The organism is Donghicola sp., from assembly GCF_025210255.1.
In the GTDB taxonomy this organism is placed as follows: Bacteria; Pseudomonadota; Alphaproteobacteria; order Rhodobacterales; family Rhodobacteraceae; genus Donghicola; species Donghicola eburneus.
Map to the genome: position 1 here is coordinate 131,680 of NZ_JAOARZ010000022.1, position 24,727 is coordinate 156,406.

23 protein-coding genes are annotated in these 24,727 nt (G+C 58.7%); 11 read left to right on the forward strand and 12 right to left on the reverse strand.

The genetic code is table 11. From position 1 onward, the window contains the following. The first annotated feature begins 18 nt into the window (after window positions 1-18). Entirely contained in the window at window positions 19-1,773 is a 1,755-nt protein-coding gene (locus N4A58_RS07925; RefSeq protein WP_293708792.1) for an ABC transporter ATP-binding protein, read from the forward strand. Here N4A58_RS07925 and N4A58_RS07930 read toward each other — a convergent pair. From N4A58_RS07930 to N4A58_RS07945, 4 genes are read right to left on the reverse strand one after another with little or no spacing between them, the layout of a single operon-like run. Continuing rightward, entirely contained in the window at window positions 1,764-2,924 is a 1,161-nt protein-coding gene (locus tag N4A58_RS07930; RefSeq protein WP_293708794.1) for a glycosyltransferase, read from the reverse strand. The two genes, N4A58_RS07925 and N4A58_RS07930, sit on opposite strands and share 10 nt — an antisense overlap. Beyond that, on the reverse strand, window positions 2,924-3,952 hold the full coding sequence (locus N4A58_RS07935; protein ID WP_293708796.1) for a glycosyltransferase: 1,029 nt from the start codon (window positions 3,950-3,952) through the stop codon (window positions 2,924-2,926). The genes N4A58_RS07930 and N4A58_RS07935 overlap by 1 nt, the downstream gene beginning before the upstream one ends. Window positions 3,953-4,008: 56 nt before the next feature. Further along, window positions 4,009-5,130, reverse strand: a complete 1,122-nt coding sequence (locus N4A58_RS07940; protein ID WP_293708798.1) for a glycosyltransferase family 4 protein — start codon at window positions 5,128-5,130, stop codon at window positions 4,009-4,011. Further along, a complete protein-coding gene (locus N4A58_RS07945) occupies window positions 5,127-5,951 on the reverse strand; it encodes a hypothetical protein (protein ID WP_293708800.1) in 825 nt (274 codons plus the stop codon). The genes N4A58_RS07940 and N4A58_RS07945 overlap by 4 nt, the downstream gene beginning before the upstream one ends. 513 nt (window positions 5,952-6,464) lie before the next feature. On the opposite strand from N4A58_RS07945, the gene pseB reads away from it, so the two are divergent. From pseB to pseI, 5 genes are read left to right on the forward strand one after another with little or no spacing between them, the layout of a single operon-like run. Continuing rightward, the gene (gene pseB, locus N4A58_RS07950; protein ID WP_293708802.1) at window positions 6,465-7,463 is read left to right on the forward strand and encodes a UDP-N-acetylglucosamine 4,6-dehydratase (inverting); all 999 of its coding nucleotides are present in this window, start codon (window positions 6,465-6,467) and stop codon (window positions 7,461-7,463) included. Beyond that, window positions 7,463-8,614: a UDP-4-amino-4,6-dideoxy-N-acetyl-beta-L-altrosamine transaminase gene (gene pseC / locus N4A58_RS07955; RefSeq protein WP_293708804.1), complete on the forward strand. Its 1,152-nt coding sequence runs from the start codon at window positions 7,463-7,465 to the stop codon at window positions 8,612-8,614. Before pseB ends, pseC begins: the two co-directional genes overlap by 1 nt. Beyond that, entirely contained in the window at window positions 8,611-9,309 is a 699-nt protein-coding gene (gene pseF, locus N4A58_RS07960) for a pseudaminic acid cytidylyltransferase (RefSeq protein WP_293708806.1), read from the forward strand. The genes pseC and pseF overlap by 4 nt, the downstream gene beginning before the upstream one ends. Window positions 9,310-9,362: 53 nt before the next feature. Then, window positions 9,363-10,919 (forward strand): UDP-2,4-diacetamido-2,4,6-trideoxy-beta-L-altropyranose hydrolase, encoded by a 1,557-nt coding sequence (gene pseG, locus N4A58_RS07965; RefSeq protein WP_293708808.1) that lies wholly within the window; start codon window positions 9,363-9,365, stop codon window positions 10,917-10,919. Next, the gene (gene pseI, locus N4A58_RS07970; protein WP_293708810.1) at window positions 10,916-11,965 is read left to right on the forward strand and encodes a pseudaminic acid synthase; all 1,050 of its coding nucleotides are present in this window, start codon (window positions 10,916-10,918) and stop codon (window positions 11,963-11,965) included. The genes pseG and pseI overlap by 4 nt, the downstream gene beginning before the upstream one ends. Window positions 11,966-12,041: 76 nt before the next feature. Here pseI and N4A58_RS07975 read toward each other — a convergent pair whose 3' ends face one another. Next, the gene (locus N4A58_RS07975; RefSeq protein WP_293708812.1) at window positions 12,042-13,541 is read right to left on the reverse strand and encodes a CoA-acylating methylmalonate-semialdehyde dehydrogenase; all 1,500 of its coding nucleotides are present in this window, start codon (window positions 13,539-13,541) and stop codon (window positions 12,042-12,044) included. A gap of 102 nt (window positions 13,542-13,643) precedes the next feature. On the opposite strand from N4A58_RS07975, the gene N4A58_RS07980 reads away from it, so the two are divergent. The 3 genes from N4A58_RS07980 (at window position 13,644) to coaD (ending at window position 15,595) form a co-directional block, all read left to right on the forward strand. Next, on the forward strand, window positions 13,644-14,540 hold the full coding sequence (locus tag N4A58_RS07980; RefSeq protein ID WP_072707072.1) for a LysR family transcriptional regulator: 897 nt from the start codon (window positions 13,644-13,646) through the stop codon (window positions 14,538-14,540). 59 nt (window positions 14,541-14,599) lie between these two features. Then, a complete protein-coding gene (locus N4A58_RS07985) occupies window positions 14,600-15,034 on the forward strand; it encodes a CBS domain-containing protein (RefSeq protein ID WP_072707270.1) in 435 nt (144 codons plus the stop codon). 69 nt (window positions 15,035-15,103) lie between these two features. Continuing rightward, window positions 15,104-15,595 carry a pantetheine-phosphate adenylyltransferase gene (gene coaD, locus N4A58_RS07990; RefSeq protein WP_072707071.1) on the forward strand — a complete coding sequence of 164 codons (492 nt, stop codon included), beginning with the start codon at window positions 15,104-15,106 and terminating at the stop codon, window positions 15,593-15,595. Between the two features lie 81 nt (window positions 15,596-15,676). Here the strand turns inward: coaD and gap (N4A58_RS07995) are convergent, their stop codons facing one another. From gap (N4A58_RS07995) to tkt, 4 genes are all read right to left on the reverse strand, one after another. Continuing rightward, the gene (gene gap, locus N4A58_RS07995; protein ID WP_293708817.1) at window positions 15,677-16,678 is read right to left on the reverse strand and encodes a type I glyceraldehyde-3-phosphate dehydrogenase; all 1,002 of its coding nucleotides are present in this window, start codon (window positions 16,676-16,678) and stop codon (window positions 15,677-15,679) included. A 100-nt stretch (window positions 16,679-16,778) separates the two neighbouring features. Beyond that, entirely contained in the window at window positions 16,779-16,922 is a 144-nt protein-coding gene (locus N4A58_RS08000) for a hypothetical protein (RefSeq protein ID WP_293708819.1), read from the reverse strand. Between the two features lie 14 nt (window positions 16,923-16,936). After that, a complete protein-coding gene (gap, locus tag N4A58_RS08005; RefSeq protein WP_072707069.1) occupies window positions 16,937-17,941 on the reverse strand; it encodes a type I glyceraldehyde-3-phosphate dehydrogenase in 1,005 nt (334 codons plus the stop codon). 306 nt (window positions 17,942-18,247) lie between these two features. Continuing rightward, the gene (tkt, locus tag N4A58_RS08010) at window positions 18,248-20,263 is read right to left on the reverse strand and encodes a transketolase (RefSeq protein WP_293708822.1); all 2,016 of its coding nucleotides are present in this window, start codon (window positions 20,261-20,263) and stop codon (window positions 18,248-18,250) included. 204 nt (window positions 20,264-20,467) lie between these two features. Here tkt and N4A58_RS08015 point away from each other — a divergent pair, with 204 nt between their 5' ends. Beyond that, window positions 20,468-20,956 carry a hypothetical protein gene (locus N4A58_RS08015; protein ID WP_293708824.1) on the forward strand — a complete coding sequence of 163 codons (489 nt, stop codon included), beginning with the start codon at window positions 20,468-20,470 and terminating at the stop codon, window positions 20,954-20,956. Next, window positions 20,956-21,354: a cell division protein ZapA gene (locus tag N4A58_RS08020; RefSeq protein ID WP_072707066.1), complete on the forward strand. Its 399-nt coding sequence runs from the start codon at window positions 20,956-20,958 to the stop codon at window positions 21,352-21,354. The genes N4A58_RS08015 and N4A58_RS08020 overlap by 1 nt, the downstream gene beginning before the upstream one ends. A 76-nt stretch (window positions 21,355-21,430) precedes the next feature. Here N4A58_RS08020 and grxD read toward each other — a convergent pair whose 3' ends face one another. From grxD to purL, 3 genes are all read right to left on the reverse strand, one after another. Further along, window positions 21,431-21,793, reverse strand: coding sequence for a Grx4 family monothiol glutaredoxin (gene grxD, locus N4A58_RS08025; protein WP_072707065.1), 363 nt, complete (start codon window positions 21,791-21,793; stop codon window positions 21,431-21,433). A gap of 325 nt (window positions 21,794-22,118) precedes the next feature. Further along, the gene (locus N4A58_RS08030) at window positions 22,119-22,361 is read right to left on the reverse strand and encodes a BolA family protein (RefSeq protein WP_072707063.1); all 243 of its coding nucleotides are present in this window, start codon (window positions 22,359-22,361) and stop codon (window positions 22,119-22,121) included. A gap of 105 nt (window positions 22,362-22,466) precedes the next feature. Continuing rightward, a complete protein-coding gene (purL, locus tag N4A58_RS08035) occupies window positions 22,467-24,626 on the reverse strand; it encodes a phosphoribosylformylglycinamidine synthase subunit PurL (RefSeq protein ID WP_293708828.1) in 2,160 nt (719 codons plus the stop codon). Window positions 24,627-24,727: the final 101 nt, after the last annotated feature.

The following is a 24,727-nucleotide window of genomic DNA, read 5'->3' on the forward strand; positions in this document are numbered from 1 at the left end:
CAAGACCGAGGAGTCCCCATGCCCGCCAAGCCAGTCGAGGCGACACCCCTGCAGACCACCAAGCGTTTGCTCAAAGATGATCTTCTGCCCCGCTGGAAACTCTATGCCCTGAACGTTGTGTTCATGGTCGGGGTTTCGGTGTTTACAGGTTTGCTCGCTTGGTCCACCAAGCGGATCGTGAACGATGTGTTCGTGTCGGAAAACGTGTCCGAGGCATGGATCGTTGCCGCGTTGGTGATCGGGATTTCGGTGGCCAAGAGCTTCTTTCAATACGGAAATGCGGTCATCCAGACGGTAATGAACCGCCAAATCGCGGCACAAAACCAGCGCAAGCTGTTTGAAAATATCTTGTACCGTGACGTCGATTTCTTTGCAGGGCTTCATCCGGCCAAGCACATGCAACGGGTCATGATGTTCGGCAAATCCTGCGGCTCGGTCGTGGTGAGCATCGGGAACAAGCTGGTGACCGATATCCTGACCTTGCTGGCCTTGGTCGTCGTGATGGTACGGCAGGACGCAACGATGTCGCTGATCTGCTTGATCCTATTTCCGCTGATCTTTTTTATGGTTGGACGCCTGATCAAGAGCGTGCGAAAGCATTCCAAACACGAGACGGAGCTTTTGCAAGCGCTGGCGTCGACGGGCGTAGAATCGATCGAGGGCATCCGGACCGTCAAAAGCTATTCCTTGGAAGAGAAATCCGCAGCCCGTTTTGGCCGCGTTGTAGAGGATCTGGAAAAACGCGTCGTGCGCATCGCAAAGGCGACGAACGCGACCGTGCCGTTAATGGAATTGCTCGGGGGGATCGTGATCGGCCTGTTCGTCATGTACGCCAGCTGGCAAACCATCACCAATGGCAAGACGCCTGGCGAGTTCACGGCATTTATCACCGCGTTTCTTTTGGCCTATCAGCCTGCCGAGCGCGTGTCGAAGACGCTGGTCGATATCCAGAAAGGTCTGGTTCACGTCGGAATGATGCACGACATGATCGACACGCCGCAAGCTGCGACGCGGACTGGCACGCTGGGGCTTGAAAGTGTGACGCCCTCCATCGCGTTCGAAGATGTCAGCTTCTACTATGCTGATGATGCGCCCGCGCTGCACGACGTTGATCTGCAGATCAAGGCAGGGGAGCGGATCGCGATTGTGGGCCGCTCTGGTGCGGGCAAGACGACCTTTATCGACCTGTGCCAGCGCTTTTATGATCCGACCGATGGGACTGTGCGCCTTGGCGATCTGGATTTGAAAGACGTGTCGCCCGATGCGCTGCGGGATGGGATCGCGCTGATCTCGCAGGATGTGTTCCTATTCGACGGCTCGATCCGCGACAATATTTTGGACGGCCATGCCACCGCAACCGAGCAGCAGGTGCAAGATGCGGTGCGCCGCGCTGCACTCGACAATGTGCTGGATAAACTGCAGGGCGGGCTAGAGGCTCGGGTCGGTCCGAATGGCTCTAACCTCTCGGGTGGTCAGAAGCAGCGTGTGGGGATCGCTAGGGCCCTTGTGAAACAGGCCAAGGTCTACATTTTTGACGAAGCAACCAGCGCGCTGGACGGTGAAAACGACCGCGCCGTGATGGAGGCAGTCGTCCAAGGCGCCAAGGACAGCACAATGCTGTTTGTCACCCACCGCCCCTCTACACTGGAATGGGTGGACCGCGTTCTGGTTCTGGATCACGGACGCGTCGCTGGCTTTGACACGCACGAGGCCTTGATGGCCGAGAATGCTCTGTATCGTAGCCTGTTCAATCTAGAGATGGATCAGCCTTGACGGTCGATTGTCTCTAGGATGATCCGTTCGACACGGGCGAGCCCTTTGTCATTGTCGAACTTTTCCTCTGCGGTTCGGCGGGCTGCTGTTGCCATGGCGCTGCGGTCTGCCTGATCCAAAACGGCTGTGATTTGCTGGCCAAAGCCTTCTTCGTCCCATTCATCGACAAGGTAGCCGTTCACCCCGTGCTCGACCGCCTCTGGAATGCCTGCGTGGTTCGTTGAAATCGTGATGCACCCGCATGCCAGAGCCTCTTGGATCGCGGTGGGCAGACCTTCGGTATTGCCATCGGCTGCGGTGATCGAGTGCTGTAGGAACACCTCAGTTGTCAGCAGGTGCTGGCGCACATACTCGTGCGGTTGCTGGCCATGGAAGGTCACTTGATCCGCAACGCCCATGTCGGCCGCCAGCTTCTGGCAGTCTTCGAGTAGGGGACCAGAGCCAATGAAGTCCAGACGGGCGTCGGGGTGGTTCTGCGCGGCCTTTGCAAATGCGCGCAGGGTGATCTGCGGGGCTTTCTTTTCTACAAACCGGCCCACGGCAAGGAAGCTGCCCGGCCGCTTCTCACCCGGCACAAAGCGGCGGATATCCACGCCAGAAGGCACCACATGGGCGTTCGGGTTCACCGTGACACCGTGGCGCGCTAGATTGTCCAACAGAAATTGGCTGACAGAAAAGACACCAGCCAGACGCGGCATCATCTTGTTATAAGCTTTCACGATACGCGGGCGCTGAATTTGTTTGGATGCGTCGGTGCCGCGGAAGTAGGTGAAGATCGGGATGTTCAACTCATTGGCCAAGGGCGCCAGCGCCAGCGCTTGCGTGCCGAACTCGGCCAGAATGACTTCGACCTGATGTTCGCGCAAAAACGCGATCAGGTCTGATTTTGCCTGACCATAGGGCAGGCGAGAGGTGCCGTGTTTCAGAGTATTCAGGGGAATATGCCAGAGTAGTCCCTGCAACAGAGCCGCAGTGCCGCCCGCGCGCTGACGCCGCTCGAACACAGGTTTGTTCAACGGGTTTTCCCCGTGATAGCGACCCGTGATCACTCCGACCGAACCGCCGAAAATCTCTGCGATGTGGCGGTTCACAAAGGTCTCGCCAAGGCGATAGTAGTCGCCAGTCGCGATGCAGACACGGGGCTGAGTCATCAGATTACTTTCTGTAGGGCGTCACGCAGTTCGACCGCATGGGCTGGAACGTCATAAAGGCGCTCGAAACAGGCGCGGCCATTTTTTGCAATCGCCTCGCGCTCGGCATCATGTGCCACGTAATAGCGGATCATGTCGATCATCTCGTCTTCGGTGTCAAAGGCGGCGTAGTCCTGTCCTTTGACAACAGGCGCGCGAAGCCAGAGCGGCTCGATGTCGTTGTTCGACAGGGCAAAAGCCCCCGCATAGAACAATTCAAGGTGTCGGTGCGTGAAGGGGCCGATGCCTGAGAGCGCGAGGTTCACTTTGGTCGTGAGCAGAGTATTAAGATACTCTGGTTTTTCCATCAATTCGCCCTTCAGGTGGGCGGGAACCTCAACCTGTCCGTTGGACGCGAGGCCACCTTTTAGGCGCAAGTCGCCGAGATCAGCGGTTACGCGCTCCCAGGCCTGCACGCGATTGTCGAAACGGTTCGGCCCAAGTTTCCCGGAAAAATACACGTCGTGGGTTTTCTCGTGCTCGTAGCCGTATTTCGGTAGGGTGAATTGCGTGTTGCGTTCCTTGAACCGCCAGCTCATGCGCAGCAACTGGTTCGAGAGTAGGGTTGGAACGATTTTCGCACGGTTTCCATTGCTCAGGTCGTAGCGACCCAGATCAGCAAATGGTTCGCGCTTGAACAGAATGTCGAATTGGTCGGCGACGTCATCTGGGACCATTTCGAAGGGGCGTGCCTGCCCGATGAAAATGGCGGCGGGGCGTCCCCATGCACGGATCTGCTGACCGGCCTTGGCTCCATCTTGCCATGGAAAGCCGGATTTCGCATTTACGATGATCGCGTCGTATCGCGCCACAGCGCTGCGCCCCATGGCAGCGGCCTCTCGGTAGGTGCGGCGTGTTACAGAGCAACCGTAGTGCAGACTGGCCTCGAAAAAACCGTCCTGTCCGTCGGTAAAGCCCGTGATCCAGCGCTGTAGACGCTTTGACCAATGGCGCTTCTCGCGCTTTCGGATGACGTACAGAATTTTCATGGCACACCTGTAGAATTTGCCTACGTTTACCTCGGGCAGTGGTCGAGGGGAACCGGCTAGGCCAAACTGTCGTAGATTTCCAGCATCGCTGCGATGTGTCGCTCTGCGGAAAAGGTTTGCTCTGCTCTGACTTTGCCAGCGGAGGTCAGGGTATGGGTGAAATGCGGATCATCCAATAGCCGGATCGCGGCGTCGGCAAAGGCTTGAGGCGCATCCGGCGTGGCCAACAAACCGGTTTGTCCATCCAGAATGATTTCAGGGTTGCCGCCAGCATTAGACGCAACGACCGGCGTCGCAAAAAGCTGTGCCTCGATCATGGTCCGGCCCAGTGCTTCGTGCACTGCGGGGGCTATTAGCAAGTCCAATCCAGCCATCCACGGGGCGATGGGGTACTGCGGTCCGATGTGCTGCACGACGTCTGCGAGGCCGGCCGATTGAATGGCGGAATTCAGATCGTCGATGTGGGGTGCGCGGGCCTCTCCTAGCATGATGAAACGCAGGTCATTGCGTCCCTGGGACACGAGTGCTTTTGCAATCTCTACAAACAATAATGGCCGTTTGCGCGTGTCGAGATTGGCGATAAACCCGATGACCTTTGTCTTGGGGGCGAACCCTAGTCGCGCCAGCAGATTTGCTTGGGCGGCGGGACGGTTCGCGGGTTCGGGGATGTCAAACGGGTTAAACAGCACACGCGCACGGCGTTGCATGGCGGGCGGGAATTTTGAGCGACAGTATTCAGAGACCGCCAGAACTTTGGCTGCATGCGCAGTGTATTTGTCCAACCGCTTCGCTGTGGTCGGCGTGCGCTGATGCCAGATATGCGGGATGCCAGCCCGCTTGGCGGCCATGCCCCAGATGATGTGCATACGAATGTCGTGGGTATGGACGATATCTATCCGGTGCTCTCGTAAAAAGCGGACGAGCTTGGGGACGCCGACCCAAGCTTTCAGGAATTGCTTGCGATAGGGCCCTGTGTTCAGAAAGGTGACTTTGGGCGCGAAAGCTGCTGAAAAGTCGAGTTCTGACAAATACTGGGACAGGGGTCCGTCATCGTGCTGCGCAACGACAGGGACATATCGAGCAGGAGGCAACCCTTGTGCGAGTGTCAGTGACGAAATGTGGCTGCCGCCGACGCTGTCACCAACATATGGAAATAGGATGCGTTTGGGGCTGCTCATTCTGTGGTCCATAATGCGCTGATCGGACGGCATGCGTCACTCGGCGGTGAGACGTGTTGCAAAAGCCGATCTGGCCATTCTGCTGCAGCGTAAAACTGGATTGCGGCGTCCACCGAGTGTCGATCAAGGTCTGTTGTGCCGTATGTCACACCTTCCGCGACATAGCGATAGAGATCAAAGCCATGATCGTCGAGGCCCGGGATGTGAATAACGAGCACCCCTAGCAATAACATTTCGATCTGCACTGCTGAGTTGCCGCAGAGAACGATGTCGCAGGTGTCGCAAAATGCGCTTAGCGCTTCGCCGCGCGGGCGGATGTTGGCCTCTTTGGGCAGGTCCCCCAAGTTCGGGGATGCTATGCGTGGGTGGGTGCGGAGTTCTAATGTAGCGCTGGGGAAAGCGCTCAGGACACTGCGGCAGAGTTCGGCGACCTCGGGGCCTGCGAACGCATTCATGGCAATGCCGATGCGCTGCGAGGACGAGGGCGCGGTAACAGCACGCGGCTTTTTCAAGGCCTGTTTCAAGGGTTCGATGTCATAGCCAAGAGCGCGATCTTCGCCGGTTTTGTTTATGACGGCGGCGTGCGTATATCCAAGCGGCGGAAACGTCGTGTCGTGGTATGCGGTTTGCCAGTAAACAGACGGCCGTCCGGCAAGGGCGGCGCCCGCGGTCATTGCAATGCGGCGCTCGGACCGGTCTCCGATATGAATAACGGTCGCGTCTGAGCCCTCTAGCATTTCGGTATGTAGGAAACTCGCGAGGCACAGCGATAGCTCATCAGAATTCAAGCGTCGCCGCGCGGGCTTCATCTTCCATAGCATTGCAAAAGCCCTGAGGCGCAATGTGCGACGCTCTCTGCGCGCCATGGGGCGAGGCGTTGATATAGCCTTTTCAGGACATCCCCCATCAATCAGGGCGTCCAAGATCATCCGCGCCTTTGAATTGGGAACAGGACAATCCACCAAAGCGAGTCTACAGCCGGCCTTGGGCTGAATATCGTCACTCGTGACGAACCGCAGAGAACGAGCGATTTTCCACAGGCGTGTGACTGAATTCACGTGGCCCTTTGCAGCCAAACCCGCGGGGGGGACACCTTTGGCCAGCCTACGGCAGCGCATATCACGGAGCGCACAAAGCAGAAGCATTGCCCGCCTATGGGTCCCAAGCTGCGAATGGAGTGCGTTGCTGCTTTGAAACGGCCGCAAATGGACTGGCATGTCTGTACTGCTTCGGTTGATTTCCGCTGAACCTATGGGAAAAAGCCACTGGATTGAAGTGGTCGGGACTGATAATCGCTGGGCTCAAGCGTAAGAAAATTAAGGACGGGTTTGGCCATGTTCGAGAACAAGACAATTCTGGTGACAGGCGGAACGGGCTCCTTCGGACATGCCTTTGTCCCGATGACGCTGGAACGCTTCAATCCCAAAAAAGTCATCATCTACTCGCGAGACGAGATGAAGCAGTGGGAAATGGCCAAGCTGTTCCAGAACGATCCGCGCGTGCGTTTCTTTATTGGCGATGTCCGTGATCGTGAACGGATGTACCGCGCATTTGACGGTGTGGATTACGTTGTCCACGCTGCTGCAACCAAGATTGTGCCGACCGCCGAATACAACCCGTTCGAATGCATCAAGACCAACGTGAACGGCGCGATGAACGTGATCGACGCGGCCATCGACAAAAAGGTCAAAGGCGTGGTTGCCCTGTCCACCGACAAGGCGTCTAGCCCGATCAACCTGTATGGCGCATCGAAGTTGGCGTCGGACAAGCTGTTTGTGTCGGGCAATGCCTATGCGGGCGGCCACGATACCGCGTTTTCGGTTGTGCGTTACGGCAACGTCATGGGCTCGCGCGGCTCGGTGATTCCGTTCTTCATGTCGATCAAGGACAAGGGCGTTCTGCCGATCACTGATCCTCGCATGACCCGTTTCATGATCTCACTCGAGCAGGGCGTTGAACTGGTCTGGCACGCGTTCGAGGACATGATCGGCGGCGAGATCTATGTGAAGAAGATCCCCTCAATGAAGGTCACTGACGTGGCTCGAGTGATTGCGCCCGAGGCCAGCCAAGAGATCATTGGCATCCGTCCAGGTGAAAAAATCCATGAGCAGATGGTTGGCGCTGAAGATGCGATGTTCACCTACGAATACGAAGAGCACTTCAAAATCCTGCCGAACCTGAACAACTGGGGCACCGACAGTGCCCGCATCAAGGATGGCGTCCGCGTGGCCGAGGATTTCGTTTATTCCAGTGACAATAACACCGACTGGATGACGGACGATGCGCTGCAGGCTTGGATCGACGCCAACCGCGAAAAAATCGGAGCGATCTAATGATCCCCTATGGCTGTCAGGATATTTCGCAGGCCGATATCGACGCGGTGGTCGATGTCCTGAAATCCGATTTCCTGACCCAAGGGCCGGCGGTTCCGGCCTTTGAACAGGCCATTGCGGACTATGTTGGCGCGAAATTCGGGGTGGCTGTGAACTCGGCAACCTCGGCGCTGCATATCGCGGTCAAGGCGCTGGGCTTGGGCGAGGGCGATCTGATGTGGACGAGCCCCATCACGTTTGTCGCCTCTGCCAATTGCGGGCGCTATTGCGGTGCGGATGTGGATTTCGTTGATATCGACGCGGATACCTTCAACATGTGTCCCGATGCTTTGGCGGCGAAACTGGAGGCGGCAGAAGCTGCTGGTCGGTTGCCCAAGGTCATCGTGCCTGTGCACATGTGCGGCCAGTCCACTCGTGCCGAAGAAATTGCGGCTCTGGCCCGCAGGTACGGGATCAAAATCGTCGAAGATGCCAGCCACGCCATCGGTGCGAGCTATGGCGAAGGCAAGGTTGGTGCCTGCGCGCATTCCGACATCACGGTTTTCAGCTTCCACCCAGTCAAGATCATCACCACCGCTGAGGGCGGCTTGGCCACCACGAACGATCCCGTTCTGGCCGAACGCATGGGCCTGCTGCGCAGCCATGGTGTGACCCGCGATCCTGCGCTGATGACCCATGAGTCGGACGGCCCATGGTACTATCAACAGGTCGATCTGGGCTGGAACTATCGGATGACCGAAATGCAGGCCGCGCTTGGCCTGTCTCAGATGGCCCGATTGGATCAATTCATTGATCGTCGCAACGCGCTGGCTGATCGCTATGACAGCCTGTTGGCCGATTTGCCGCTGAAAACTCCCGGCCGGATCGAAGGGGCTCGCTCTGCGTGGCACCTCTATGTGATCCGTCTGGACGATGCCGCACGGCACCGCGCGGTGTTCGAATATCTGCGCGCAAACGGGATCGGCGTGAACCTGCACTATATCCCCGTGCACACGCAGCCCTACTACCGCGATCTGGGCCACAAAGTCGGCGATTTCCCCGCGTCCGAGGCGTACTATTCTCGGGCGATCTCTATCCCGCTGTATGCCGGGATGAGCGATGTCGAACAGGACGAAGTGGTACGCGTTCTGTCAGAGGCACTGTCGCAATGACCGTATGTGTTATCCCCGCCCGCGGCGGGTCCAAACGCATTCCTCATAAGAATATCAAAGAGTTCTGCGGCCAGCCGATGATCGTTTGGTCCATCAAGGCCGCACAGGCCTCGGGCGTTTTTGACCGTATCATCGTCAGTACCGATGACGCAGATATCGCAACTGTGGCCCGTGAATACGGCGCCGAAGTTCCGTTTTTGCGCAGCCCCGAGCTGTCGGATGACCATACGCCGACCGTGCCCGTGATTGCGGATGCTGCAGAGCGATTGGAACTTGCGGACGACGCGCCTGTTTGTTGCCTCTACGCGACTGCGCCCTTTGTACTGGGCACCGATATTGCGCAGGGGTTGTCTGCGCTGGTCGACGCTCAGGCGCACTACGTCATGGCCGTGACGACCTTTCCCTTTCCGATCCAGCGCGCGTTGCGGCGGTCGGATGCGGGCGCGGTCGAGATGTTCGATCCCAGCACCATGCAGACGCGTAGCCAAGATTTAGAAGAGGCGTGGCATGACGCCGGACAGTTTTATTGGGCAAAGGCCGGCACATGGCGCAGTGGGCGCGGTGTGTTCGAAGCCGGCTCTTACGGAGTAAGCTTGCCGCGACATCGGGTGCAGGACATCGATACGCCCGAAGACTGGGTGCGCGCCGAATTTTTAAAGCGCGCGATCGACGCTCAAGAGGGCGCCGCGCCTTGAGCGCCGCCTCGTCTGCGCGACGAACGGACGTTTGATCTTTTCACGGGGGCCTCATGGCACAGCCTCAGATTTTTTTTCGCGCTGATGCGTCTTTGCAGATCGGAACAGGTCACGTGGTGCGCTGCCTGACTCTGGCCAAGGCACTGCGTGCATCAGGGGCCGAATGCACCTTTTTGACCCGTGCACTTGATGGACATCTCGCCCACCGCATCAAGGCCGAGGGGTTTGCCTGTGACCTCTTGCCCGCGCCTGATGGTACCGCCGAGCTCCCCAAGGACCCGCCACACGCATATTGGGCGGGCGTTCCATGGCAAACCGATGCCGCCGAATGTGCGGCTATCTTGCAGGGGCGTACAGTAGACTGGCTGATTATGGATCACTATGCGTTTGACCACCGCTGGCAGAGTGTTCTGCGGGCGCGCGTGTTGCAGATCATGGTTTGGGATGACTTGGCCGACCGCAAACACGACTGCGATTTGCTGCTGGATCAGAACCTCGGGACCTCGGCGCAGGATTACGACGGGTTAGTCCCAGATACCGCGCATCTCTTGATTGGACCAAAATACGCCCAACTACGGGCCGAGTTTGCGTCGCAGCGGGCCGAGGCGCTGGTTTCGCGTTCTAATCGGCGCCTTCAGAGGATCCTGATCGCGATGGGCGGTGTAGACCAGCATGATGCGACCGGGCGCCTGCTGGACGCACTCGCTTTGTGGCCGCAGGCTCCGTCATTGGATGTGTCCGTCGTCTTGGGTGGGAAGGCACCGCATCTCCCCTCATTGCGAGCAAAGTCTGCAGAGCTTCCGTTCCGGTGCAAGATAGCGACTGATGTAACAGATATGGGCCATAGAATGGCTGAGGCGGACCTTGCCATTGGCGCTGTTGGTGGGACCACGTGGGAACGATGTGCTTTGGGCCTGCCGACCCTGATGCTGACGATTGCAGCGAACCAGATCCCGGCAGCCACCGCTCTGCATCAGACAGGCGCTGCCCGCTTGCTTGGCGATGAAACGAGTGATGGCTGGGAAGAACAGCTGTTGCAGGCACTGAACGATCTGTCGGACCCTATTCGTTTGGCAGAGATGTCAGAGATTTCCGCTGCGATTTGTGACGGTGATGGCACTGCGCGGCTTCAACGCGAACTCGTGCCGACCCCCGTGCGCTTGCGCCCCGCACAGATCACAGACGCTCGTCGTGTCTGGGAATGGCGACGAGAAGGCGGCGCGAGCCGTTACTATCGTAGCCAGACAGAGCCAGTCTATTCGGATCACTGGGGCTGGTATAACGCGGCACTCCGTTCGCAGATTCGGCGCTTCTGGGTGATCGAAGAGGGCGCACTGCCCTTGGGCTACGTCCGCTTGGACCTGACCGCTCCCGAGGAAGCCTTGATCAGCCTGTGCCTCGCCTACGATGCCCGTGGTCGCGGCATTGGTCAAATCGGTCTGTCTTTGATAGAGGACATGGCGGCAGAGTTGGGCATCACCCGCCTGGAGGCAGAAATCCATCCGGAAAATTTGCCTTCTCTTCGGGCCTTTCAAAAAGCTGGCTACAAGCCGGTTGGTGAAAATGATGGCTTTGGTGTTTTCGAGCGCAACGTACAGGTAAAGACATGAACGAGATCAAGATTGATGGCCGCGCGATTGGTCCGGACCATGCGCCCTACATTATCGCTGAGCTGTCAGCGAACCATAATGGTGACCTGACCAAAGCTTTGGAGATTATCACCAAAGCCAAGGCCGCTGGTGCGGATGCGATCAAGCTGCAGACCTACCGTCCCGACACCATCACGCTGAAGTCCGACCGCCCAGATTTTCAGATCACTGATGGCCTCTGGGCGGGGCATTCCTTGTATGATCTGTACGAATGGGCGCATACGCCGTGGGACTGGCACAAGGCGCTGTTCGATCATGCCCGGGCCGAGGGGATCACGATGTTCAGCTCGCCATTCGACAGCACAGCGGTTGATCTGCTCGAGGATCTAAACGCGCCCGCCTATAAAATTGCGAGCTTCGAATTGGTCGATTTGCCGCTGATCCGCTACGTCGCGCAGACCGGCAAACCGATGATCATGTCCACGGGCATGGCCGACGCAGAAGAGATTGCCGAAGCCGTAGATGCCGCACGCGGGGCAGGGTGCAACGAGCTTGTCGTTTTGCATTGCGTCTCGGGTTATCCGGCGCCTGCGTCGGACTACAACCTGCGTACTTTGCCGGACATGGCCGCCCGCTATGGGACGCTCACGGGTTTGTCCGATCATACACTCGACAACACGACGGCGCTGACTGCAGTGGCTCTGGGGGCGTGTGTGGTCGAAAAGCATGTGACGCTGGATCGCAATGGCGGCGGTCCAGACGACAGCTTCTCTCTTGAACCACATGAGTTAGAGGCGCTTTGCACCGGTTCAAAAACAGCTTGGGAAGCGCTTGGCCGTGTGGACTACGGACGTAAGTCGAGCGAGCTCGGAAATGTGAAGTTTCGCCGGTCTCTCTACTTTGTCAAAGATATCCCAGCGGGCGGCACGATCACAGTTGATGATGTCCGCAGCGTACGTCCCGGCTATGGCGCTGCCCCCAAGCATCTGGATCAGGTGGTCGGCGCGACAGTGGTCGAAGCCGTCGAAGCCAACACGCCGGTGAAGCTGGAAAACCTAAAGCTCTGACTTAGACGTCGGAACTGCCAATGAAAAACCCCGCCAGATTGCTCTGGCGGGGTTTTCTATTTTGCTAGGCTGAGCCTTAGTCCATCGCTTTGAAGTTCAGCGCGGCACCGTCTTTGATGCCCGAGAACCAGCGTGCGGTGACGGTCTTGGTCTTGGTGTAGAACTTGAACGCGTCGGGGCCGTACTGGTTCAGGTCGCCGAAGGCCGACTTCTTCCAACCGCCGAACGAGAAGTAGGACAGCGGAACGGGGATCGGGAAGTTGATGCCGACCATGCCAACGTTGACACGGTGTGCGAAGTCACGAGCGGTATCACCGTCCGCGGTGTAGATCGCAGTGCCGTTGCCGTAGTTGTTGGTCATGATCAGGTCGAGCGCTTCTTCGTAGGTCTCGGTGCGGACGGTCGAGAGCACGGGGCCGAAGATCTCTTCCTTGTAGATATCCATGTCCGGGGTCACGTTGTCGAACAGCGACGGGCCACAGAAGAAGCCGTTCTCGTAGCCTTGCAGGCTGAAGTCGCGGCCGTCGATGACCAGATCCGCGCCTTGCTCAACACCCGAGGTGATCAGCTTGTTGATACGCTCTTTCGAAGCTGCTGTGATAACCGGACCGTAATCAACGTCGTCGCCAGCGGTGTAGGGGCCAACCTTCAGTGCCTCGACACGGGGAACCAGCTTCTCGATCAGCTTGTCCGCGGTTTCTTGACCCACGGGAACAGCAACCGAGATCGCCATGCAGCGTTCGCCAGCCGCGCCGTAGCCAGCGCCGATCAGCGCGTCAGCGGCTTTGTCCAGATCCGCGTCGGGCATGATGATCATGTGGTTCTTCGCACCGCCGAAGCACTGAGCGCGCTTGCCGTTGGTCGCCGCGCGGCCATAGATGTACTGCGCGATCGGGGTCGAACCTACGAAGCCAACCGCTTGGATGGTCTCGTTGTCGAGGATGCCGTCAACGACTTCTTTGTCACCGTTGATGACTTGTAGAACGCCCTTGGGCAGGCCTGCTTCGGTCAGCAGTTCAGCCAGACGCAGCGAGGTCGAGGGGCAGCGCTCGGAGGGCTTCAGGATCATGGCGTTGCCGCATGCAATTGCAGGGGCCATTTTCCACAGCGGGATCATTGCGGGGAAGTTGAAGGGCGTGATGCCTGCAACGACACCCAGCGCCTGACGCATAGCATATAGGTCGATGCCGGGCCCGCCATTGTCCATGTATTCACCCTTCAGCATGCTGGGGGCGCCCATGCAAACTTCGACAACTTCCAGACCGCGCTGAACGTCGCCCTTGGCGTCGGGGATGGTTTTACCGTGCTCTTTGGAAACCAGCTCAGCCAGTTCTTCCATGTGCTCGTTGATCAGGGCACCGAACTTCATCATCACGCGTGCGCGGCGCTGGGGGTTGGTGTTGGCCCACGCAACCTGAGCTTCTGCCGCGTCTTCGATGGCTTTGGTCAGCTCTTCGATCGAGGCCAGCGGCACTTTGGCCTGAACTTCGCCTGTGGCGGGGTTGTAGACGTCGGTGAAACGACCTGAGGTGCCTTTGACCATCTCGCCGTTGATATAGTGGGTAAGCTCTTGCATTGCGTCCTCCCGGAATTGTGGTTGAGCGCAGCATAGTCTTGCAAATCTGACGCAAACAGAGGAAGTTTCCCAAATTCATTTTGCGAAAATGCAGGTACGAAGATGTCAGTGCTTTGGGACGATCTCCGCATATTCTTGGCCGTGTCACGGGCAGGGGGCCTGACCGGCGCCTCCAAGATGTTGCGGGTGGACCCTGCCACTGTTGGCCGGCGGATCACACGTCTGGAAGAGGCGCTTGAAGCGCCTCTCTTTGCGCGCTCCCCCCAAGGCTATGCGCTGACAGAGCGCGGGCAGCGCTTGATGACAGAGGCGGTGCGGGTCGAGCAGGCCATGGACGCAGCGCTAGAGACTGTGGGGTCACAGACCGGCGGCCTGTCGGGGCAAATCCGGATTGGCGCTCCGGATGGCTGTGCGAACTACGTGTTGCCACAGGTCTGTGCGCGGATCGTCGAAGAGAACCCTGATCTCGAAGTGCAGATCGTCGCGTTGCCGCGTGTGTTCAACCTGTCCAAGCGCGAGGCTGACATGGCAATTGGGGTGAGTCGCCCGACAACGGGGCGGCTGACGGTGCAGAAGATCAGTGACTACCACCTGTCCTTGGCCGCGTCCGAGGATTACCTTGCGCAGAATCCGCCAATCAAGAGCCTTTCGGACCTGAAGGGGCATCGGCTGGTGGGCTACATCCCCGACATGATCTTTGACAAGGAATTGGACTATCTGACCGAAATGGGCGCGGAGCGGGTGAGTCTGGGATCAAACTCCGTCTCTGTTCAGTTCAACTGGGTCAGGATGGGCGGCGGCGTCGGTGTCGTGCACGATTTTGCGATTCCCTCCACCAACACCGTCCGGCGCATTTTAACCGAAGACGTTAGCCTAAAGCGAAGCTTTTATCTGATCCGGCATGCAGACGATCGTAGACTTGAACGAATGAACAGCTTTGCCAAACTGGTGGCAGAAGGCGTGCGGACCGAGATTGCCAGACTGGAAGCAAGCGCTTGACAGTGCAGACAATTGCGCAGACGCTTGTCTATAAGAAATTTTATTTCGGGAGTAAGACCATGCTTGTGCAACAAATCCTGGGTAGTAAGAGTCAGCAGGGCGTTTTTACCGTCAAGCCCACCATCACTGTCATGGAAGCCGCCAAGATTCAGGCCGACCAGAAAATCGGGACGGTTATGGTTTCGTCGGACGGCGAGCACCCCGATGGCATCTTGTCAGAGCGTGATATTGTGCGCCATCTGGCCTCGACCGGCCCCTCGGTCCTGGATCTGCCTGTATCTGAGTTGATGACGTCAAACCTTGTCACCTGCGCCAAGGGCGACCGGACGGATGAGGTGATGCAGAAAATGACAGACGGCCGCTTCCGCCACATGCCCGTGCTCGAGGATGGTAAACTCATCGGCGTGATTAGCCTTGGCGATGTTGTCAAAGCGCAACTGAGCCATGTCGCCATGGAGAAAGAAGCCCTCGAAGGCATGATCATGGGCCAATAGTCGCGTTCCCCTTGCATTCTGCGCCGCAATATTGTTGCGTCGCAGAAAAACGGGGGAAGGAGCCACCTTATGCGTATCGGACTGTATCCGGGAACATTCGATCCGATCACCTTGGGGCATATCGACATCATTCGTCGTGCGACAGCCCTGGTTGATAGGCTGGTGATTGGCGTTGCAATCAACCGTGACAAGGGCCCTCTGTTTTCGCTGGATGAACGGGTCGAGATGATCCAGTCCGAATGTGCGATCCTCGCTCAAGAAACTGGGGTCGAGATCATTGCGCATCCTTTCGAAAACCTGCTGATCGATTGCGCCCATGACGTTGGAGCCCAGTTGATCGTGCGCGGTCTGCGCGCCGTGTCTGACTTCGAGTACGAATATCAGATGGTCGGGATGAACCGGCAGTTGGATGACACGGTCGAGACGGTTTTCCTTATGGCCGAAGCGCAGCATCAGGCCATCGCATCGAAACTGGTCAAGGAGATCGCGCGCCTTGGCGGAGATGTGTCCAAGTTTGTGACGCCCACGGTGGCCGACGCGCTGAAGGGCAAGCTGCGCTAATCGCCAATCCTACGGCTTCAAAATGCAAAACGGCCCGAAGCGATACCTCGGGCCGTTTTGTTATTCGTAATCCAGCTTGGATCAGATGAACTTCGCCATCGCAACAGCGGTGTCCGCCATACGGTTCGAGAAGCCCCATTCGTTGTCGTACCAGCTCAGGATGCGAACCATGGTGCCTTCCATGACCTTGGTCTGGTCGGTGGCAAAGATCGAGCTGTGCGAGTCGTGGTTAAAGTCGACCGAGACCAGCTTCTCGTCAGTGACACCCAAAATGCCCTTCAGCTCGCCTGCGGCGGCTTCGTGGATGGCTGCGTTGATTTCTTCGACGGTGGTTTCGCGCGCTGCTTCGAAGGTCAGGTCAACGACCGAGACGTTCGGGGTGGGGACGCGGATCGCAACGCCGTCCAGCTTGCCGTTCAGGTCGGGCAGAACCAGACCAACCGCTTTGGCCGCACCGGTCGAGGTGGGGATCATGGACAGAGCTGCCGCGCGGGCGCGGTACAGGTCTTTGTGCATGGTATCCAGCGTCGGCTGGTCGCCGGTGTAGCTGTGGATAGTGGTCATGAAGCCTTTGACGATACCGATTTTGTCGTTCAGCACTTTTGCCACGGGCGACAGGCAGTTGGTGGTGCACGATGCGTTCGACACGATCAGGTCTTCTGCGGTCAGGCTGTCGTGGTTCACACCGTACACAATGGTCTTGTCCGCGCCGGACGCAGGTGCAGACACCAGAACGCGCTTGGAGCCGTTCTCGAGGTGCAGCGACGCCTGTTCTTTCGAGGTGAAGATACCGGTGCACTCCAGCGCCACGTCAACGTCACCCCAAGGCAGGTCTTTGGGGTCACGGATGGCTGTCACACGGATCGGGCCACGACCTGCGTCGATGACACCGTCGCCAACAGTCACTTCGCTGGGGAAGCGGCCGTGGACGCTGTCATACTTCAGCAGGTGTGCGTTGGTCTCAACCGGGCCCAGATCGTTGATGGCGACGACTTCGATATCGGTACGGCCCGACTCGATGATGCCGCGCAGTACGTTACGGCCGATGCGGCCAAAGCCGTTGATAGCAACTTTTACGGTCATGGTTTCCTCCCGCGAAATGGTTCGCTGATAACGCTAACAAAGTTATCGCTAACATGGCGATATCGCACAGGATGTCAACCGATCAGACGATATCGCCGGATCAGCGCCAGAATTCGATGTATTCGATCAGGAGAATTCCCTTTTTGGCCAGAAAGATGGTGCTCTCGCCATCTTGGACCATCCAATCATAGCAAAAGGCGCCCACGATGAGGGCGCCTAGAATCAATGACAGCTTGTTCGTCACGCGGAGGCCGCTCCTTAGTTAAGGAGCTGCCCCATTGCTGCGGCCACGTCGGCCATGCGGCAGGAGAAGCCCCATTCGTTATCGTACCATGCCAGAACGCGCACGGTGCGACCACCCACAACCTTGGTTTGATCGGGGGCAAAGATCGAGGATTGAGAGGTGTGGTTAAAGTCGATGGAGACCTTGGGCTCGGGATCGTAGCCCAGAACGTGGCCCATGTGGCCAGCGGCTGCTTCGCGAACGATCTCGTTGACGTCTGCAACGGTGACGTCCTTGCCAGCTTCAAAGGTCAGGTCCACGCAGCTGACGTTCGGCGTCGGTACGCGCATCGAGGTGCCGTCCAGCTTGCCTTCCAGTTCGGGCAGAACTTCTTTCAGGGCCTTCGCCGCACCGGTGGAGGTCGGGATCATCGCCATGGCCGCTGCGCGGGCGCGGTACAGATCCTTGTGACGACGGTCCAAAGTGGGCTGGTCGCCAGTGTAGCTGTGGATGGTGGTCATGATGCCACGCTCGATGCCGATCGCGTCGTTCAGAACTTTCGCCAGAGGCGCGAGGCAGTTGGTGGTGCACGACCCGTTCGAGATCATGCGGTCGCCTTCAACCAAGCTGCGGTGGTTCACGCCATACACGATGGTCTTGTCCACGTTTGTTGCGGGGGCGGAGATCAGCACCGATTTGGCACCACGGTCAAGGTGGATGGCCGACTTGCCGCCATCGTTGAATTTGCCGGTGCATTCCAGAACAACGTCAACGCCGTCCCAGTCCAGTTCGTTGGGCTCATAGGTCGACATCACGTCGATGGGGCCACGGCCCAGATCTAGCGTGCTGCCGTCTACTTTGACCACACCGCCAAAACGGCCGTGCACGCTGTCATACTTCAGCAGGTGCGCGTTGGTCTCGATGGGGCCGGTTGCGTTGATCTTAACAACCTGTACGTCATTGCGTGCGCTTTCCGCGATGTGCGCCAAAGTGCAGCGACCGATGCGGCCAAATCCATTGATGCCAACGGTGATGGTCATGGGGGTATCTCCTGAAACCGAGCTGAGGGAGTTAACGGGTATATGGCCCAACCCCGCTCAGGGGGCAAAGAAAATCTGCTAAATCTATCAATATGTTAGCGATAAACTGTGCTCAAAGTGCAGGTTTGCGCTAACAGTCAATCGCTAACAGTTCTGCATTGCAGCATGGGGCGGACGGCCCTCGCGAATCCCCTGACTTCTTTTTGCTACAAATACTCACGGCGCACCTGCACGGCCCAACCCGAGAGCCCAAAGAAAAGGGCGCCCCGCAGGACGCCCTCTCCGAATTTCCGATCGCTCAAGAGATCAGAGCAGGTCTTTGACCTTCTGCGCGACGTTCGCAGCAGTGATGCCGAACTTCTCGTAGAGGGTCTCAGCAGGGGCCGAGGCACCAAAGCCTTCCATGCCCACGAACGCCGCCTTGGCCTCGCGGCCGCGCTCACCCAACAGGTACTTGTCCCAGGGCTGACGGACAGCGGCTTCGACGGCAACGCGGACGGGACCTGCGGGCAGGACCTTCTTGCGGTAGCCTTCATCCTGCGCATCGAACAGTTCCATGCAGGGCATGGAGACAACGCGGGTGCCGATGCCTTCGGCTTCGAGCAGCTTCTTGGCTTCCATCGCGATTTCGACTTCCGAACCGGTCGCCATGATGATCGCCTGACGCTTGCCCTCGGCGTCTGCCAGAACGTAACCACCCTGAGCGGTCAGGTTCTTGAGCTTGTGCTCGGTGCGGACGGTGGGCAGGTTCTGACGCGACAGCGCCATCACGGTCGGGGTCGACTTGGAGGTCAGCGCGATTTCCCACGCTTCGGCAGTCTCGACCGCATCCGCAGGACGGATCAGGTAGGTGTTCGGGGTTGCGCGGCAGTAGGCCAGATGCTCGACCGGCTGGTGGGTCGGGCCGTCTTCACCCAGACCGATCGAGTCGTGGGTCATGACGTAAGTCACCGGAACGCCCATCAGCGCCGACAGACGCATGGAGCCACGGGCATAGTCTGCAAAGCACAGGAAGGTGCCGCCATAGGGACGCACGCCGCCGTGCAGGGCCATGCCGTTCATCGCAGCAGCCATGCCGTGCTCACGGATACCGTAGTAAACGTAGCGGCCTTTGCGGTCCTCGGGGGACAGAATGCCCAGATCGCCGGTCTTGGTGTTGTTCGAGCCGGTCAGGTCAGCAGAACCACCAATGGTTTCGGGTGCGATCGGGTTGATCACTTCCAGAGCCATCTCCGACGCCTTGCGGGTCGCGACCTTGGGCGCCTCTTCCGACAGCTGCTTCTTCAGCGCTTTGACGGTGGCCGATAGCTTCTTGGGGGCTTCGCCAGTCATGATGCGGGTGAATTCCGCCTGACGGCTGGCCGAAACCTCGGCAAAGCGACCTTCCCATGCTTCGCGCTCGGCTGCGCCACGGGTGCCGATGGCTTCCCACTGGGCTTTTACGTCCGCAGGGATCTCGAAGGGACCATGGTTCCAGCCATATACTGCTTTGGCCGCTGCCAGCTGGTCACCATTTGTCAGAGCGCCGTGGCCCTTGCTGGTGTCTTGCGCCGCGTGGCCCAAAGCGATGTGCGTTTTGCACGCGATCATCGAGGGCTTCTTGGTCACTTTCGCCTTGGCGATCGCTTCGTCGATTTCGGCGGGGTTGTGGCCGTCGATTTCGATTACGTGCCAGCCCGACGCCTTGAAGCGCTGCACCTGATTGGTGCGGTCGGCGATATCAACGGTGCCGTCGATGGTGATGTTGTTGTTGTCCCAGAAGACGATCAGTTTGGACAGTTCCTGACGGCCGGCCAGTGCGATGGCTTCTTGGCTGACGCCTTCCATCAGGCAGCCGTCGCCCGCGATCACGTAAGTGTAGTGATCAACGATCTTCTTGCCATAGCGGCCGCGCAGCGAAGCTTCGGCCATTGCGAAACCTACCGCGTTCGAAATGCCCTGACCCAGCGGGCCGGTGGTGGTCTCGATGCCTTTGGCGTGACCGTATTCGGGGTGACCTGCGGTGATCGCGCCCCATTGGCGGAAGTTCTTGACCTGCTCGAGGGTCATGTCCTCGTAACCGGTGAGGTACAAAAGGCTGTACATCAGCATCGAGCCGTGGCCCGCCGATAGGATGAAGCGGTCGCGGTCAAACCAGTCGGGGTTTTTCGCGTCAAATTTCAGGTGCTTTTCGAACAGCACGGTCGCAACGTCTGCCATACCCATTGGCATACCCGAGTGACCCGAGTTTGCGGCGGCAACGGCATCCAGCGTCAGGGTGCGGATGGCGGCGGCCTTCATCCAGTGTTCAGGGTTGGCTGTGCGGAGGGCTTCGATATCCACGGGCAATTCCTCTGTCAGAAGCGTATGTGAGCGCTGAATATCAGGGTCCCAAGATAGTGCAACCGCCGTAAACGCGTACAATCGGCCTAAAAACGCCCAAAGGGCAGCATTTTGGTAGGGATGGGGATAAAGTACCCTGTAGCGACGGTTTCGCGATTCGGCGGGACCCAAGAGCAGTGTTGTCTCGAAGAAAGGCAAGCAGGAATGACTGAGATTGACGAACTCCAACGTCGCATCACGGCGGCGTTCGATCGGATCGGACAAGGCGTACAGATGTTGGATGCTGCGCCCACGGCTGATGCGCTGCCCGAAGGTGCGCTCGCCAAGGCAGATGCCGATGTTCTACGGATGGAGTTGCAGGCGGCGCTGGCCCATAGCGAAGCGCTGCAGGATAAACTGGACGGCGTTCAGGACAAGCTGGCCAAGGCCGAGCCCGAGATCAGCTCGACCCTCGTGGCCGAGCTGGAGGAACAGATCGCCAAGCTGAAAGAAGCAAACGCCGAACTGATGGCCGCGAACGAGGCGATGCGTGGTGCAGAAAGCGGCGTCACCATCGAACAGATGGATCAGGGCGTCGTTGCCGAACTGGCAGCATTGCGCGCTGAACGCGCTGCCGAAGCCACCGAAATGAAAGCGCTGCTGGCACTTGTCGAAGGGGCCAACCGCGTCGCGTCCGAAGAGGAGAGCACCTAATGCCCCATGTTCAGGTATCGATCGGCGGACGCTTTTTCGATGTGGCCTGCCAGCCCGGCGAAGAAAGCTATTTGCAAGCCGCAGCGGCTGTTTTGGACGAAGAAGCCTCGGTGCTCGTTGAGCAGATCGGGCGGATGCCGGAATCGCGTATGCTTTTGATGGCTGGTCTGATGCTCGCGGACAAAACCGCAGGGGCAGGGGACAACACTGCCGCCCTGAATGCCCGCATCGCAGAGCTTGAGGCCGAGAACGCTGCGCTCAAAGCGCGCGAGCCGCAAACTGTGACGGTCGAAGTGCCCGTGCCGACTCTGCCCGAAGGACTGGAAAGCACTTTGGCCGCGCTGGCGGACCGCGCCGAGAAATTGGCCGAAGAGGTCGAAGAAAAGGCGACGGCCTAAGCGGTCGCTCCACCTTGGAAACAGAAAAGACCCGCCAAACGAGGCGGGTCTTTTTGCATTACGATGCCGGATGCGATTAGGCGTTGGCTTCGCGGATCTTTTCGGCCGAGGTCTTGTCGTAGGTGATGCCGTTCTCTTCGAACAGAGTGTCCAGCTCGCCCGACAGGGTCATCTCGGTAATGATGTCGCAGCCGCCGACGAACTCGCCTTTCACATACAGCTGGGGGATGGTCGGCCAATCCGAGTAGTCCTTGATGCCTTGACGAATGCCTTCGTCGGCCAGAACGTTTACGTCGGTATAGTCGACACCTATAAAGTTCAGAACACCTGCGACACGGCTGGAAAAGCCGCACTGGGGCATGTCCTTGGTGCCCTTCATGAAAAGAACCACGTCATTGTTGGTGACGGTTTCTTTGATTTGGGTTTGTGCTTCGCTCATTTGACCCTCCTTGAGGTTCTGCGATTGTGAGCCCGATGGTACCGCCGGGCGTAGTCTGCATCATCCGCCTCTGGCGGGATATGAATGTCGGCCTGACTGTAATTGCCGCCCAACCAGCTGACCCCGCGTTCAAGCGAGGCGTTCTGCCTGTGCGACCGCGCCAAGGCCTCGTGATCGACTGCTTCCAAACCCAACTCGGGCTTGTCTTGCGGTCTGGATTTCGGCTGTCTTCTGGATAGTGGAATGTGTTTGCGCGGGGCCAGAACCTTTCCAGCGATAAAAAGGCCCAAAGCCAATGCAATCAGTCCCCAGAAGACGGCGTCATTCATTCAGGGGCCCGTGTGGTCAGCGCCAGAGCGTGTAATTCGCCCTGCGAGCCGTCCATCTTCCCTTTAAGGGCCGCGTAGACCGCGCGCTGCTGCTGCACGCGGTTCTTGCCGCGGAAGCTTTCATCCACGACCTCGGCGGCAAAGTGGTTGCCGTCGCCAGCGGTGTCGGTGATCTGAATCCGTGCCTCGGGGAACGTTTCACGCAGCAGGTTTTCGATTTCGTCTGCACGCATTGGCATGTGCAAGTGGCCTCCGTCTTGTAGCGTTACAAGGGTAGGCGTCGTGTGCCCCCTCTGCAAGGGGCACACTGTGCGATTACACCGATTTAGGATGTGTGTTTACGATTAGCCGAGACGTTCGGCCAATGCACCGCGGTACAGGTCCGACAGTTCGGACAGCGGTGCGGAGGCGCCACCGATGGTCACGGTGTCGCCCGAGAATTTGCCGACCGACTGGATGGTCACACCCGCCTGAGCGGCCGCGGACATCAGCGCTTCGGCATAGTCGAAGTTGCAGGCGACCAGATAGCGGGCCTGATCCTCGCCAAAGAGGGTCGCGGTGTCTGCTGCGTCCAGTTGGATGCCAACCCCGTGCGCTTCGGCCATTTCGAATGCAGCAACAGCCAGCCCGCCGTCCGACAGGTCGGTACAGGCGCGGATGAACTGGCGGTTGTCACGAATGAACTCGCCGTTCTTGCGTTCGGCGTCCAAATCCACGTGGGGCGCATCGCCGTCTTCGCGGTTGAAGACTTCGGCCAGAAGGGCGGACTGGCCCAGATGACCAACAGTGTCGCCAACCAGCAGGGCTACGTGGCCTTCGCGTACATCGCCGCCGATGATGTCGTCCACGTGATCAATCAGGCCAACCGCACAGATGGTCGGGGTGGGCAGGATCGGCTCGCCATCAGTCTCGTTATAAAGCGAGACGTTGCCCGACACGATCGGGGTGTCCAGCGCCAGACATGCTTCGCCAATACCCTGAATAGCGCCGACAAACTGACCCATGATCTCGGGCTTTTCGGGGTTGCCGAAGTTCAGGTTGTCGGTGGTCGCCAGCGGCTTCGCGCCGACTGCGGTCAGGTTACGGTAGGTCTCTGCGACAGCCTGACGGCCACCTTGCACGGGGTTCGCTTTGACGTAGCGCGGGGTCACGTCGCTGCTGAACGCCAGCACTTTGTTGGTGCCGTGCACACGGACCAGACCTGCGCCAGCACCGGGGGTGCGGAGCGTGTCGCCCATGACCTGCGTGTCATACTGCTGATACACCCACTGGCGCGAACAGTAGTTCATACTGCCAATGATCGCTTTGAGCGCGTCGATTGCATCCACCTCGGGCACCGGCGCCAGCTCTTCTGCGACGGGGGTGGGTACGTGGGGACGGTCGTATTCGGGCGCGTTGCCCGACAGCGCGCGCAGGGGCAGGTCGGCCATGACCTTGCCGTTGTGTTCGATGATGAACTTGTCTTCGGGGATGGTCTCGCCCACGATCGCGAAGTCAAGGTCCCACTTGTCGAAGACAGCCTTGGCTTCGGCTTCCTTTTCGGGGCGCAGAACCATCAGCATGCGTTCCTGCGATTCCGACAGCATCATTTCGTAGGCGGTCATGTTCTCTTCGCGGCAAGGTACCGCGTTAAGGTTCAGGCGCACGCCCAATTCGCCTTTGTCGCCCATTTCCACAGCCGAGCAGGTCAGACCCGCAGCGCCCATGTCCTGAATCGAAATCACCGCGCCGGTCTGCATCAGTTCCAGCGTGGCTTCCATCAGGCGCTTTTCAGTGAAGGGGTCGCCAACCTGAACGGTGGGACGCTTCTCTTCGATGGTCTCGTCGAATTCTGCCGACGCCATGGTCGCGCCACCGACGCCATCACGGCCAGTCTTTGCACCAAGGTAAACCACGGGCATGCCCACGCCGGACGCTGCCGAGTAGAAAATCTTGTCCGCATCTGCGAGGCCCGCCGCAAAGGCGTTGACCAGACAGTTGCCATTATATGCGCTGTGGAACCGCATCTCGCCGCCCACAGTGGGAACGCCAAAGCAGTTGCCATAGCCGCCGATGCCTTCGACAACGCCGTGCACCAGACGCTTGGTCTTGGGGTGATCGGGTTCGCCAAAGGACAGAGAGTTCATCGCCGCGATAGGACGGGCGCCCATGGTAAAGACGTCACGCAGAATGCCGCCCACGCCAGTCGCCGCGCCCTGATAGGGTTCGATGTACGAGGGGTGGTTGTGGCTTTCCATCTTGAAGATGACCGCCTGACCATCGCCGATGTCGACAACGCCTGCGTTCTCGCCGGGGCCGCAGATGACCTGAGGGCCCTCGGTGGGCAGGGTGCGCAGCCATTTCTTGGAGCTTTTGTACGAGCAGTGCTCGTTCCACATCGCCGAGAAAATCCCCAGCTCGGTAAAGGTGGGCTCGCGGTTCAGGATGCGAAGGATTTCGGCATATTCATCGGGCTTGATACCGTGGGCCTCGATGAGGTCGGGCGTGATCGCCGGCTCTTGCATGGAATAAGTCCCCTTAAGACGGATTGCCGCGCTTTTATGACAGAGTCTGCGAATGGGAAAGGGGGTAGGGGTCGAAATCGCGCCTGACGGTTTGCGGGCCT

Excerpts from the sequence above, each read along its gene's own strand:
- gap (WP_293708817.1), bottom strand. The coding sequence starts at position 16,678 with ATGACCGTAAAAGTTGCTATCAACGGCTTTGGCCGCATCGGCCGTAAC.
- pseG (WP_293708808.1), top strand. The coding sequence starts at position 9,363 with ATGGCACAGCCTCAGATTTTTTTTCGCGCTGATGCGTCTTTGCAGATC.
- N4A58_RS07945 (WP_293708800.1), bottom strand. The coding sequence starts at position 5,951 with ATGCTATGGAAGATGAAGCCCGCGCGGCGACGCTTGAATTCTGATGAG.
- N4A58_RS07985 (WP_072707270.1), top strand. The coding sequence starts at position 14,600 with ATGCTTGTGCAACAAATCCTGGGTAGTAAGAGTCAGCAGGGCGTTTTT.
- pseC (WP_293708804.1), top strand. The coding sequence starts at position 7,463 with ATGATCCCCTATGGCTGTCAGGATATTTCGCAGGCCGATATCGACGCG.
- grxD (WP_072707065.1), bottom strand. The coding sequence starts at position 21,793 with ATGAGCGAAGCACAAACCCAAATCAAAGAAACCGTCACCAACAATGAC.
- N4A58_RS07935 (WP_293708796.1), bottom strand. The coding sequence starts at position 3,952 with ATGAAAATTCTGTACGTCATCCGAAAGCGCGAGAAGCGCCATTGGTCA.
- pseI (WP_293708810.1), top strand. The coding sequence starts at position 10,916 with ATGAACGAGATCAAGATTGATGGCCGCGCGATTGGTCCGGACCATGCG.
- N4A58_RS07930 (WP_293708794.1), bottom strand. The coding sequence starts at position 2,924 with ATGACTCAGCCCCGTGTCTGCATCGCGACTGGCGACTACTATCGCCTT.
- N4A58_RS07925 (WP_293708792.1), top strand. The coding sequence starts at position 19 with ATGCCCGCCAAGCCAGTCGAGGCGACACCCCTGCAGACCACCAAGCGT.
- gap (WP_072707069.1), bottom strand. The coding sequence starts at position 17,941 with ATGACCATCACCGTTGGCATCAATGGATTTGGCCGCATCGGTCGCTGC.
- N4A58_RS08020 (WP_072707066.1), top strand. The coding sequence starts at position 20,956 with ATGCCCCATGTTCAGGTATCGATCGGCGGACGCTTTTTCGATGTGGCC.
- purL (WP_293708828.1), bottom strand. The coding sequence starts at position 24,626 with ATGCAAGAGCCGGCGATCACGCCCGACCTCATCGAGGCCCACGGTATC.
- N4A58_RS07975 (WP_293708812.1), bottom strand. The coding sequence starts at position 13,541 with ATGCAAGAGCTTACCCACTATATCAACGGCGAGATGGTCAAAGGCACC.
- pseF (WP_293708806.1), top strand. The coding sequence starts at position 8,611 with ATGACCGTATGTGTTATCCCCGCCCGCGGCGGGTCCAAACGCATTCCT.
- N4A58_RS08030 (WP_072707063.1), bottom strand. The coding sequence starts at position 22,361 with ATGCCAATGCGTGCAGACGAAATCGAAAACCTGCTGCGTGAAACGTTC.
- N4A58_RS07940 (WP_293708798.1), bottom strand. The coding sequence starts at position 5,130 with ATGAGCAGCCCCAAACGCATCCTATTTCCATATGTTGGTGACAGCGTC.
- N4A58_RS08015 (WP_293708824.1), top strand. The coding sequence starts at position 20,468 with ATGACTGAGATTGACGAACTCCAACGTCGCATCACGGCGGCGTTCGAT.
- N4A58_RS07980 (WP_072707072.1), top strand. The coding sequence starts at position 13,644 with ATGTCAGTGCTTTGGGACGATCTCCGCATATTCTTGGCCGTGTCACGG.
- pseB (WP_293708802.1), top strand. The coding sequence starts at position 6,465 with ATGTTCGAGAACAAGACAATTCTGGTGACAGGCGGAACGGGCTCCTTC.
- coaD (WP_072707071.1), top strand. The coding sequence starts at position 15,104 with ATGCGTATCGGACTGTATCCGGGAACATTCGATCCGATCACCTTGGGG.